This is a genomic window from Mucilaginibacter phenanthrenivorans (genome assembly GCF_024721155.1).
In the GTDB taxonomy this organism is placed as follows: Bacteria; Bacteroidota; Bacteroidia; order Sphingobacteriales; family Sphingobacteriaceae; genus Mucilaginibacter; species Mucilaginibacter phenanthrenivorans.
On sequence record NZ_JAHVAP010000007.1, the window covers coordinates 408397 to 421207 of the forward strand.

The 12811-nt window shown below is 41.1% G+C and carries 7 protein-coding genes and 1 tRNA gene; 5 read left to right on the forward strand and 3 right to left on the reverse strand.

What is annotated here, in order from left to right; genetic code table 11:
• Nucleotides 1–58 precede the first annotated feature (58 nt).
• The 3 genes from KXD93_RS19175 to KXD93_RS19185 form a co-directional block, all read right to left on the reverse strand.
• On the reverse strand, nucleotides 59–811 hold the full coding sequence (locus KXD93_RS19175; protein WP_258138957.1) for a YdcF family protein: 753 nt from the start codon (nucleotides 809–811) through the stop codon (nucleotides 59–61).
• A 122-nt stretch (nucleotides 812–933) separates the two neighbouring features.
• Nucleotides 934–2103 (reverse strand): hypothetical protein, encoded by a 1170-nt coding sequence (locus KXD93_RS19180; protein WP_258138958.1) that lies wholly within the window; start codon nucleotides 2101–2103, stop codon nucleotides 934–936.
• Between the two features lie 13 nt (nucleotides 2104–2116).
• Entirely contained in the window at nucleotides 2117–3349 is a 1233-nt protein-coding gene (locus KXD93_RS19185; protein WP_258138959.1) for a hypothetical protein, read from the reverse strand.
• A 266-nt stretch (nucleotides 3350–3615) separates the two neighbouring features.
• On the opposite strand from KXD93_RS19185, the gene KXD93_RS19190 reads away from it, so the two are divergent.
• The 5 genes from KXD93_RS19190 to KXD93_RS19210 all read left to right on the forward strand — a co-directional run bounded on the left by KXD93_RS19190 (nucleotide 3616) and on the right by KXD93_RS19210 (nucleotide 12774).
• The gene (locus KXD93_RS19190) at nucleotides 3616–6027 is read left to right on the forward strand and encodes an ABC transporter permease (RefSeq protein WP_258138960.1); all 2412 of its coding nucleotides are present in this window, start codon (nucleotides 3616–3618) and stop codon (nucleotides 6025–6027) included.
• A gap of 196 nt (nucleotides 6028–6223) precedes the next feature.
• The gene (locus KXD93_RS19195) at nucleotides 6224–8584 is read left to right on the forward strand and encodes an ABC transporter permease (protein WP_258138961.1); all 2361 of its coding nucleotides are present in this window, start codon (nucleotides 6224–6226) and stop codon (nucleotides 8582–8584) included.
• Nucleotides 8585–8785: 201 nt separating this feature from the next.
• Nucleotides 8786–10060: a BamA/TamA family outer membrane protein gene (locus tag KXD93_RS19200; protein ID WP_258138962.1), complete on the forward strand. Its 1275-nt coding sequence runs from the start codon at nucleotides 8786–8788 to the stop codon at nucleotides 10058–10060.
• Between the two features lie 124 nt (nucleotides 10061–10184).
• A complete protein-coding gene (locus KXD93_RS19205) occupies nucleotides 10185–12548 on the forward strand; it encodes an ABC transporter permease (protein ID WP_258138963.1) in 2364 nt (787 codons plus the stop codon).
• A 154-nt stretch (nucleotides 12549–12702) separates the two neighbouring features.
• A tRNA-Arg gene (locus KXD93_RS19210) sits at nucleotides 12703–12774 on the forward strand.
• Nucleotides 12775–12811 lie beyond the last annotated feature (37 nt).

A 12811-nucleotide genomic window follows, 5' to 3' on the forward strand; every position in this document is an offset into this window, starting at 1 on the left:
TGAGCAATAATTTTAACTGGCCAAATTACTTAAATAAGAGGTAATAAGGTGTAAGGAATTATTTAAAATAATTAACAATGTTACCAACCAGCTCTTTAATGTAAAAATTCCACCCGCCAAGTATTCCTGCATCGGGCATCAACTGATCAAAAGAAAGTTCAGGATCCGCCACCATATAATTGCAAGGGTAGGGGATAATGTCCACTTTTTCCTTCCTAAAGATGCCAACCGCCCGGCGCATATGGAATGCCGACGTTACTAGTAAATAAGGTGGTTGCAGACGCTTTTGAGCTAAAATGGTTTTTGAGAAAGCTGCATTTTCTAATGTGTTACGGCTTTGGCTTTCAACAACTATACAGCTATCCGGTACTTTCAATAATTCAAGCTGTGTTTTTACCCAAGTACCTTCCCTAAAGTTGCCAGGTACCAAATTGCCGTTGCCACCGGAAACCAATAAATGCGTCACTTTTCCAGTACTCAACAATTTCAGTCCTTGTATAAACCTGTCAGCCGAGCCATTAAAACGGCCTTCGCCTTTTGCATCTGGTCCGCTAAATCCGCCAAGAATTATCGCACAACTGTAGCTGCCTGATTGTTTTAGCGGTACCGGTTTAATATCCCAACGGCTTGCAAACAGGTTAAATAAAAACGGATTAGAGAATAATAGCAGTATTACTCCTGATGTAACAAAAAAAGGGCATTGAAGACGTGGTTTCCATATCCTTGCAATAAATGCGGCTATTATAAATATTACTACCCATGTGAAAGGTAAAATAAAGATTAATAGCACCTTCGAAAAGAAAAAAAACATAGCCCGGTTAATTTGTTATAAAAATAAACTTTTTGATGGTTTATACCAGACGGTATCCTAAAAACAAAAAAAGCAAACCAGGCTGACCCAATTTGCTTTAGCTATATAAGTAAAGGAGAAAATTAAAACCCGCTGTCTCTTAATTTAATGTAATCGTCAAGTGTTTTAACGCTATCGGGGTTTTTGCTTTTTACTTTTTGCATGTAGGCTAAATTAACACCATGATCGCGCAGTTCCTGGGCTTTGTCCAATGTCAAATCTTTAAATCCCATTTTTTGAACACCGCGAATAAAATCCGCGTTTACGCCGTGATCACGCAGTTCCTGCGCCTTTTCGAGTGATAAGTCAGCGTATCCAAGCTTTTTTAAATTATCAATAAATTGGGGATTAACGCCATGATCTCTTAATTCCTGTGCTTTATCAAGGGTTAGCTTACCGTACCCCATTTTTTGAATGCTGCTGATGAACGCCGGGTTAACACCGTGGTCCCTCAAATCAAGCGCTTTATCTAATGAAATATCCTTATATCCCAATGCTGTAAATTGGCTGATGAATTCAGGACTTACGCCATGGTCGCGCAATTCAAGCACCTTATCTAGTGGTATGTTTTTAAAGCCAGCTTGATGAAAGCCATTTACAAATTTGGCGCTCACACCATGTTCGCGTAACTCAACTATTTTGTCTATTGTTTGGTGCCCGTAGCCTTCAGTTTTAAACAGGTCGAAATACTCAGCTAATTTTTTGCGGCTCAAATCCTGTTCGGCAAGGTCTTTAAACTGATCGCTGGTGATTGTTGCATAACCATTTTCCTTCAGGTAATCAAAATAGCCTTTGTTGATATCTGTGAAAAATACGTTCATCATCAATTCGTTATCAAGGCCTTTAAAACCACGTTGGGCCAGGTAGGCTTTAAATTGCGCATTTTCCTCAAATTGGTAAGTGCCATGTCCAAAGCGGCCCTGGAAGACACCTTTAAAAGATGCTTTGCCGGCTTCCCGGTTTAATACAAATTCAGAAATTTTATCGGTTGGAAGTGGGCCTAACTCCGATGCCGGGATATTGCGACCCAAGCCCCAGTGCAGCCCATAAAACTGAATGTTTACCTGGTCGGCATCGATTACTGCATCCCAGGTGCCGGGAGAGCGTTTGTCGTCAAATGTCCAGCTGTCGTCATCGTTATTAACCGGTGGTTTGGCGACTTTTATTTTTTGCTTCTGTTGAGAAAATACGCTGCCGGAAAATGCTGTTAGTAAAGCAATCGCTGACAAGCAGGTAATTAATATCTTTTTCATTACGATAAGTGATTTAGTTGTTTTGGGCAAACGTGTTTTTTAACTGGATGTATTTTCTTAGATTGTCGGACTTAAAGCCTTTTTGCTGCATCTCAGCGACGTATTCGGGAGTTACACCTGTTGATTTTAAAGCAGGTAATTCATTTAATGGGATGTCAGTAAATCCAAGCTTTTTAAATCCGTTGATATATTCAGGAGTTATATTTAAAGATTTTAAAGGTACAAGAGTATGTGCCGGAATATCTTTATAACCCAGATCTGTAAAGCCTTTCACAAATTCGGGTGTGATACGTAATGATTTAAAGGTAACCAGTTCGTTGGGCGGGATATTCTTATAACCGATAGCATCGAACCCCTTTATAAATTCACCATCAACTCTTTGTGATTTCAAAGCTACCAGCGTATGTAATGGAATGTCGTTATATCCATATTGTGAGAAGCTTTTTATATAGTCGGGGGTAATTCTCATTGATTTCATTGCGATAAGTTGGTTGGCAGGAATGCTGTCATAACCAACGCTCTTAAAGGAATGAATATATTCTTCAGTGATTTTGAGTGAACACATAGCAATCAAACGGTTCCTTGAAATATCGCTGTAACCATTTCTCTGTAACATTTCTACATAGTTTTTTTTAAGATCGACTATAAAATAAGTGAACAGATCCTTACCATCATCACCATCAATGTTGTGGGCTTTAATAAAGTCGTTAAACGAGTTATCGGCGGTGAATTTATAATGGCCGTAACCTTCGTTACCTTCAAACTTACCGATGAACAACATTATTCCTGCTTCTCTTTTCAGGCTAAACTCGCCTTTATCGGTTTTTGGCAGATTAGGGAAATCGCTCAACAAAAAGTCCGAGCTGCTCGACCAATCGTGGTCCTCATCTGGAATGGCGCTCCTGAACTCGATCCTTATCTTATCGTTATGAATGGTTGCAAACCAACTGCCTTCTGAGCGGTCGGGAGTAGAAATGTTCACGTCTACATCTGCATCAACGTTCACATCCACAACTGGGTTAACATTCACCACAGGATTGGGGTTTACGTTAACTAGAGGATTCGCCACCGGATTAGCATTTACCTTAATAACAGGGTTTACCATCGGGTTAACATTAACATTTACCACAGGGTTCGGACTTACAACAATTGCCTGTGCTATAACCGCCGGACTGGTAAATAAACACGCCACAAAGCCAAGTATCGGCAGCAGGCGAAGAATACTAGTTTTGTTTAAATATTTCATATTGTTGGTTGTATTTGAATGACTGTTATGCCCTAAAGACTTCTGGTAAAATAAAAGGTTACAGACATTTTGAGGTTTGTACGCAAATTTCTTTTGAGCCCGCATATTCCTGTTGATTAAGGAGAATTATCACTGTCCGCCATCGGACGATTACTATGCTATTAACGTACGTGTATTTTAAATGTGTATGTTTTAAGTAATTGATAGTCAATTAATTATAAAATCGGCATAATCTTAGCGGGACGATTTGCCTAAATCCTGTGGTTATGATAAAAAACTATTTACTTATCGCTTTCAGAAATCTCAAAAAGAACAAAGCGTTTTCGTTTATCAATATAGTTGGGCTGGCTATTGGTATGGCTGCCGGTCTGCTCATTATTCAATATGTGGTATTTGAATTGAGTTATGATAACTTCCATGTAAAAAAGGAAAGAGTATTCCGGGTAAGCCAGGATAGGTATAACAATGGCAAGCTGAGCACGCAATGGGCTGCCGGTGCTTTTGCAGTGGGGAGTAAATTTAAAGCCAACTTTCCTGAGATCGAGGATTTTGTAAAAGTAGTAGGAGCGGGATCAGTTTTAGCGACCTACCAGGATCAACGGATCACCCTTGACAAAGTATATTTTGCGGGCAATTCGTTTTTTAATATTTTTAGCTACCAGATGGTTAGCGGTGATCCGAAAACGGCTTTGCTTGAACCGTTCTCGGTAGTGATAACTGAAACAAACGCCAAAAAGCTTTTTGGTACGGCTAACCCGATAGGTAAATTACTTTCATTTGGCTATAATGACCCTGTGAAAATAACCGGGGTAATCAAAGATTTTCCGGTTAATACCCATTTCAAAACAGACGTACTTTTATCATACGCCACCTTATTAAAGTTTGTAGGCCCTAAAAACGATATCGATAACGCATGGCGTAACGATGGCGCATTAACATACGTGTTGTTGAGGCCGGGTGTTAACCCGAAGGCGTTGGAGGCAAAGTTTGTGCCTTACGTAAATAAGGAGTATGCAGCGTTTAAGGGATCTGGAGATGGTGCAAAATACTATTTGCAGCCGCTGGAAAGCATTCACCTTTATTCGCATTTAATGATAGAGGCTGAGCCAAACGGTGACGGAAAATCTGTTTATTTATTGGCCGGGATAGCCATATTTGTGATAATAATAGCATGGATAAACTACATTAACCTTGCGACCGCCCGCGGCATTGGCAGGGCTAAGGAAGTAGGTGTGCGTAAGACTCTTGGGTCTGCAAAGGGCCAATTGATAACACAATTTATGCTGGAAGCAATGCTGCTGAACGGATTGGCAATAGTATTGGCAATAGCATTAATCATCGTCTTTATCCCGGTGTTCTCGTCTATCTCCGGTCAGTATTTAAGCCTAACACTGTTGGTTAAGCCTGCGTTTTGGCTTGGGGTGATCGGGTTGTTTTTGTTAGGCTCTTTCTTCTCCGGTTTTTACCCGGCAATGGTTTTATCAAATTTTAAGCCTGTTGAGGTATTAAAGGGCAAACTGTCCGCATCGCCCCGTGGGATTATATTACGCAAGGCCATGGTGGTGTTCCAGTTTGCGGCTTCTATTTTTTTGCTGATTGGCTCACTAACAGTTTATAGGCAGATCTCGTTTATGGAAAAGCAAAGCCTTGGAATCAATATCAATCAAACGCTGGTCATCAAACCGCCATTGTCGCGCGTTGATTCATTTTACCGCAGCATGAGCGCGTTTAAAAATGAAAGCCTGAGAAACGCTGCTGTTAAAAGTGTAACGGTATCAACCTCTATCCCTGGCGAACCAGTGCAATGGAACGCGGGTGGCATTAAACTGGTAGGCACACCCGAAAGCGAGGGTAAGCAGTACCGTATAATAGGCGGTGATTATGATTACCTGAAAGCATTTGGCGCAAAAGTAATTTTAGGCAGGGTATTCTCAAAAGATTTCAGTACCGATCCGCATGCTGTTGTATTCAATATAAAAGCCACACAACAAATGGGTTTTGCCAAACCTGCTGATGCAATTGGTAAACGGGTTGATTTTTGGGGCGACGTGTACACCATTATCGGTGTGGTTGATAATTACCACCAGCAATCATTACATGATGCTTATGATGCATTAATCTTCAGATGCATCCCGGATGTAAGGGGCAATGTATCGGTAAAAATAAACACCACAGACCTGCCCCGAACCATTGCCGCACTCAAAGCAAATTGGAAGGAGTTTTTCCCTGGGGATCAGTTTGATTACTTCTTCCTTGATCAGCACTTTAATGAGCAATACCATGCTGATAAACAATTCGGGCAGGTGTTTGCGGCGTTTACCGGGATAGGGATCTTCGTGGCTTGTTTGGGTTTATTCGGCCTGGTGTCATACACCATCGTGCAACGCACTAAGGAAATCGGAATCCGCAAAGTATTGGGCTCATCGGTAAATGGCATTCTGCAACTTTTATATAAAGACTTTGCGAAACTGGTTGTTGTTGCCTTCCTGGTATCAGCGCCACTGGGTTGGTATGCAAGTCATCAATGGCTCCAAACCTATGCGTTCCGTATTGATATTAACTGGACATTGTTTGTTATTCCGTTTATAGTAGTCCTGTTTGTTGCTTTTTCAACTGTATCATACCTCAGCTTTAAGGCTGCATTAATGAACCCTGTAAAGAGTTTAAAAACGGAGTAAGGATTAGAGATTAGTTAATTAGAGACCAGTGGATTAGGAAAAAAATGAAAGTGAAAAATGATGGTATCTTTAAGGCTATCGGCTTTTTAGTTTACTTGAAAAGTTTGTAACCTTTTATTTTTACTGCAGTATTTAAGGTGTGTTTGATTGTTGTAGGTCATCCACCAATGAACAATTGAACTAATAAACAAGAACAATGTTAAGAAACTACATTAAAACCGCCTGGCGTAATTTGTTAAAGAACAAATTTTATACGCTGATAAACATTGTTGGCTTAACCGCCGGCTTAGCTATCGGTATCCTGATATTACTTTGGGTACAGGATGAGCTTAGCTTTGACAGCTTTCACAAAAAAACGCCGAATATCTATCGTCTTGAGCTTTTTGGCGGAACGGGTGCCAGCAGGCAAATCTGGACAGTAGGCGTTGCGCCCATCGGTCCGCTTATTAAACAGCAATTGCCCGAGGTGCTTGACCAGGTACGATTAACTGGTAATTATAATTTCTCGCTCTATAAATATAACGATAAGGTTTTTGGTGACGATCAGGCAACCTTTGCTGATCCCTCATTTTTTTCAGTTTTTGATTTTCCATTGGTACAGGGCGATAAATCAAGACCTTTTACGAGTGATAATTCGGTAGTAATTACCAGGAAGGCTGCTGAAAAATTCTTCGGAACAGAAAATCCAATAGGGAAGGTAATAACTGCTGATGGCAAGGAAAATTTTACCGTAAGTGGCGTGATCGATAATTTTCCAAAAAACTCCAGTTTTAAATTTGACATGATAATGCCGATGAGCTACAACATCAAAAGCATGCTCGTTAATAACAAAGTGGATATGAATACCAATTTTTCATACTTTAGCTATGAGACTTATTTATTACTTAAACCTGGTGTATCGTTAAAAAATCTGTCTGTCAAAATCCGGCAGATCCACCTAAATCATAAACCTGACGATACTGATGCTGATTATTTATTGCTTCCATTATCGAAAATGCACTTGTATAATGCCGACCTGACCGATAAGGGAATGAGTACGGTGCGGATCTTCATAGTAGTCGCTTTGCTGATTTTGGTTATCGCTTGTATTAATTATGTGAATCTTTCAACTGCACGGTCAATGCTGCGGTCTAAGGAGATTAGCATGCGCAAAATTGTGGGTGCGGCAAAAATTCAGCTTTTCCTGCAGTTTATAGTTGAAACCGCACTTCTTTTCACTATTGCGGCCATTTTTGCATTGGTGCTTATCGCGTTATTGATACCCGAATTCAACCAGCTTTCCGGAAAGGAACTTGCACTTAATATTACCGATTACCATGTATGGACAGTTATCCTGCTGGCAATAGCCGTGACGTTAGTCGCCTCGAGCATTTACCCGGCAATGCTGCTTTCCTCATTTGAGCCGTTAAAGGCATTAAAGGGGAAGATCTCTGCCGGGATTGGCGACGTAATGTTCAGGAAGATATTGGTTGTAACCCAATTTGTGTTTTCGATAATTTTGATCGTAGGCACTATAGTAATTACCGGCCAGCTAAATTACATCAGGTCGAAGAAATTAGGGTACGACAAAACGAACGTTTTTTCATTTTGGATGCGCGATGCCAAACAGCACTATGACGCGGTTAAGGCAGAGCTTTTGAAACAACCAGGTGTGCTTGCTGTAACACGCTCAAACCAAAATATCGTAAGGTTTGGAGGGATTTCCGGTGATAACGATTGGGACGGCAAGGCGCCTAACTCAACATTTATCATACACCCGATTTCGGTTGATAAAGATCTGATCTCTTTTTTTAATATGAGGCTTGTTGCAGGCGCTTCATTTACCGGCGCGGTAAGCGATACTGCCCGATATATTTTGAATGAAGCCGCGGTTAAGGAAATGGGTTTAAAAGATCCGATAGGCAAGCGTTTCAGGATGAATACAATTAATGGGAAGATAATAGGTGTGGTGAAGGATTTTCACTACGCCTCAATGAAGGAAAAAATCGCGCCGGCAGTATTCTGGTATGCGCCGAAGTATTTGAGCACTATCTATGTAAAAACTACAACTAAAGATGCGCAGAAAGCTATTGCAGCGGCGCAGGCTCAATTTAAACAATATAACGGCGAATACCCATTTGGCTATGCTTTCCTTGACGATGTGTTCAACGGATTGTACCAGTCAGAGCAACGGGAGGGCACACTCTTTAATTATTTTGCAGGTATAGCTATCATGATCTCGTGCCTGGGATTACTTGGGCTTGCGGCATTCACCGCACAGGTACGTACCCGCGAAATTGGCGTGCGCAAAGTGCTTGGGGCCAGCGTGGGCAGAATTGTAGGTATGCTGGCACAGGATTTTATAAAGCTTGTATTAATTGCCGTTGTGATTGCTACGCCACTTGCATGGTTAGCTATGCATAACTGGCTCCAAACATTTGCCTACCGTATAAATTTAAGCTGGGCAGTATTTGCAATAGCCGGAATTATTGCGGTAGTTATTGCATTTGCCACAATCAGCTTTCAATCTGTTAAGGCAGCGCTGGCAAACCCGGTTAAGAGCCTGAGAAGCGAGTAAACCAATTGGAGTTTAGGTAGCAGTTTGCGGTCATAGGATAGTAATATTGACCGCAAACTGCTATTTATCCGCAGCTAACTATCAAATTTATTCCCCATTATGTAACAGATTTACTACATTCGACCCATATTATAAACCGGTTTTCGGCACTTAAATAATGTTGCTTTTACGAAAAATTTGGCTGGTTTATCAACTGACTGCATGAAGCTAAATCTCTCCTTAGTAACATTCATTACTGCCCTGTTATTTTCAACCGGGCTTTTTGCGCAGAATAACCCTGTTCCGTTAAAAACCATTCCGGTTAAACACAAAGGCAAAGGAGGCGTTGTTGTTTTAAAGGATACCATTGCTGCTGATAGTATCGCGATAGACAACGGGAAGGAAGATATTTCTGATTTCATAGCCCGCATTCGTCACCGTAAACCATCCAGAGCGGTTGATTCAATTACTTCAAAACCAGAGATTTCTATTGCCCCGGCAATCGGTTATACGCTGTTGTCCAAGTTTGCCTTAGTGTTATCGGGCAATGCTATCCTTAAAACCGGACCGAATTCGCGGATATCGACTATTATCGCCAGCGTATCGTACACGCAAAATAAACAGTTTATCCTCCCGGTTCAAACCAACATCTGGAGTAAGGATAATAACTACAACTTTGTTGGGGCATACCAGTATTATAAATATCCGCAAAGTACTTACGGACTGGGGAGCAGCTGCAGTATAAAGAATGTGGACCCGATGGATTATTCCTACTTTATGTTTTATCAAACTGTATTGAGGCACATAACGGGCGATCTTTATGCCGGAGTGGGCTTTATTTTTGATACGCATTGGAACATATCTGACAAAGGGAATTCGAACGGAACGGTATCGGATTATTCGCTTTATGGAAAGGAATCACATACAGTAGCATCAGGGCTTACCTTTAATATGCAGCTTGACTCACGCGATAACGGGATTAATCCGTTAAAAGGCGCATATGCGTCCCTGCAATACAGGGATAACTACGAATTTTTAGGTAGCAGCGACCCGTGGCGTTCGCTGATAATTGACGTTCGTAAGTACATCAGACTGCCTGCGGGAACCGATAATGTACTTGCCTTATGGAGTTATAATTGGTTTGTTTTAAGCGGGAAACCCGGCTACCTCGACTTGCCAAGCACACAATGGGATACCAACTCCGCTACCGGCAGGGGGTATATTCAGGGCAGGTTTCGCGGCGCACAGATGGTATACTTTGAGAGCGAATACCGGTTTAAGATTACTCGAAACGGATTGTTGGGCGGAGTTCTGTTTATTAACGGGGAATCATTTTCAGCTGCCCCCGGTACTGGGTTACAACGCATCCAACCGGGCTATGGTCCCGGTGTAAGGTTAAAACTTAATAAAACCTCAAACACAAACATCACTATTGATTATGGCTTTGGCAGCCAGGGATCAAACGGCTTGTTTATCGACGTCGGAGAGGCGTTTTAATTTTTTCCTAAGCTCTAACCTCTATTCACCAACGTTAATTCTTGTTAAAAGCTGTTAAATAACTGTTAACCAGGTTTTACGGTAACCGGGATCAATTACATTTGTTAATCCAATAACTGTAATCATGATAAAAAGCTATTTAAAGATCGCCTGGCGTAACCTAATCCGTCATAAAAGTTTTTCCTTTATCAATATTGGGGGCTTATCAATAGGGATCGCAGCATGCCTGCTGATTTCTCTATATGTGCACTATCAATTGAGCTTTGACGGCTATCACACAAAAAAGGACAGGATAGTTCGTATCACAAACCTGATGCACACGCCGGAGAATGATAATGTAAACGTAGCGTTATCGCCCGCACTTTTAGCCACGGCTTTAAATCATAATTATCCTGAGGTAGAGCTGGCGGTACGTTTTGAACCTGACGCGGGGGTAATAAAAGTTGATAACCAATTATTCAGTGAAGAGAATGTCTACAAAGCAGATGCAGCTGTATTCAAAATCTTTGATTATAAATTTGCTGAAGGGACGGCAGCACAAGCTTTAGCTGATCCGCATAGCATTGTTATCACCAAAAAACTGGCGACAAAATATTTTGGTAATGGCAACGCAATTGGTAAAAGCCTTATCTGTAATAAAATACCTTGTAAGGTGTCCGCAGTTTTGGAAGACCTGCCGGAAAACTCGGATTTAAAAATAAGTGCAATTACTCCAGCCGATTATTCAAAAACGACTAAATGGTTAGCCGACGATTTTTCGGTATATACCTTTGTTCTTTTTAAACAAACACCTGACTTGACTGCCTTTGGAAAGAAATTGGCGAAGATCTCAAAACAGGATATCCAGCCTGAATTAAATAAAATGGGCGCGGTAAAATATTCATTGGATTTTAACGTGGAACCTTTGACCGATGTGCATTTTAGCGACGGAAAAGTAGGGGACACCATTAAAGGTGATAAGCAACTGGTTTACATTTTCTCCATTTTATCTATAGTGATCCTATTGATCGCGCTATTGAATTACATCAATCTTTCAACCGCCCGCGCTGCCGAACGGGCAAAAGAAGTTGGTGTGCGCAAGGTTAATGGCGCAATTCAATCCAGCCTGGTAGGGCAATTTTTGTTCGAGTCGTTTTTTATTACGCTGCTTGCTTTGGTAATAGCGGTTGCATTAACGCTGATCTCCCTGCCATTTTTAAACAGTCTGCTGCAAATCAAAATCTCGTTCTGGAGTTCGTCTGCAAGTTTTATGATTATTTGCGGGCTGGTTTTGGCTTCATCTTTATTGACAGGGCTTTATCCGGCCTTTGTGCTATCTGCATTTCAACCAATCACAGCTTTAAAAGGAAATTTTAAACACGGGGCTAAAGGCTTGACCCTCCGTAAGGTTATCACCATTACACAATTCGTAATTGCCACGGTAATGATAGCCGGTGCATTTATTATGAACAGGCAAATCAATTTTGTTCAGCACAGGTCCTTAGGGTACGATCAGAACCAGGTTTTGAGTGTTTCCTTACCGCCAGATTCTGTAGCCTTACAACGCGTGCTTGTTTTCAATAATGCATTGAACGAAATAAGCCAGGTGAAAGGAACATCAGTACAAAGCGGGCTTGCCATTCTTAACGCCGGTCAGGCAAAATCAACCACTATGGTAACTGCAAATGGGGTTAAAAGAGAGTTGATGTCGAATTACTTTTCGGTAGATGACAAATTTATACCCTTACTAAAAGTACAACTGGATGCCGGCCGGAATTTCTCGGAAGAAATGGCCACCGACAAAAAAGAAGGGTTTATAGTAAACGAAGCCTTTGTAAAACAGGTGGGATGGAAAAAGCCTATTGGCCAGGCGATAGAAGGATTTGATCATAAAGGCCATGTAGTAGGGGTGATAAAAGACTTTCATTATGCCTCCATGCACAACCCGATTGCACCGTTAGTTATGGTTTACACAACTTTCAGACCGTCGGCCGTGTTGGTTAAGATCAGTCCTGAAAATCTGCAATTGGTAAAAAATGTCTGGCAGTCTTATTTCTCGGATTATCCATTTACTTATGATTTTATGGACAGCTCATTTAATGTGTTGTATCAAAAGGATGTTAGCAGTATAAAGCTGTTTAATTATTTTACGTTGCTCTCCATCTTTTTGGCTTGTCTTGGTCTTTATGGGTTAGCCCATTTAATCGCCACTCAACGCACAAAGGAGATTGGCATCCGCAAGGTTTTGGGCGCTGCCTTAAATCAACTGCTGGTGTTGCTGGCAAAAGATTTTGTAAAACTAATAGCCATAGCAGCCGTTTTAGCCATCCCCATAACTTTATTGGTAATGAATAAATGGCTCGCCACCTATGCCTATCACATCAGCATCAATTGGTGGCTGCTGGTATCACCTGTGTTTGTTATCCTATTAATTTCTATTTTGGTGATAGGTTATCAAACCATAAAGGTAGCGGTAACTAATCCGGTTAAGAGTTTGAAGAGCGAATAAAATTATCAAACCACGATGTTAGAAACTTCGAAGTTTTGGGGCCTGAATCTCTAACCAAAGTGCACGCGAACTATATAACCTATGTTATAAGCCATACATTATTTAAACATTCAGTTGATGAATAATGTGCCGAATGTATATCTTTGCCGATATTGCTTCCGTAGTTCAATGGATAGAATTATGGTTTCCGGTACCATCGATATGAGTTCGAATCTCGTCGGGAGCACAAAATATTTTACAAAGCCTGCTGATAATTTATTGGC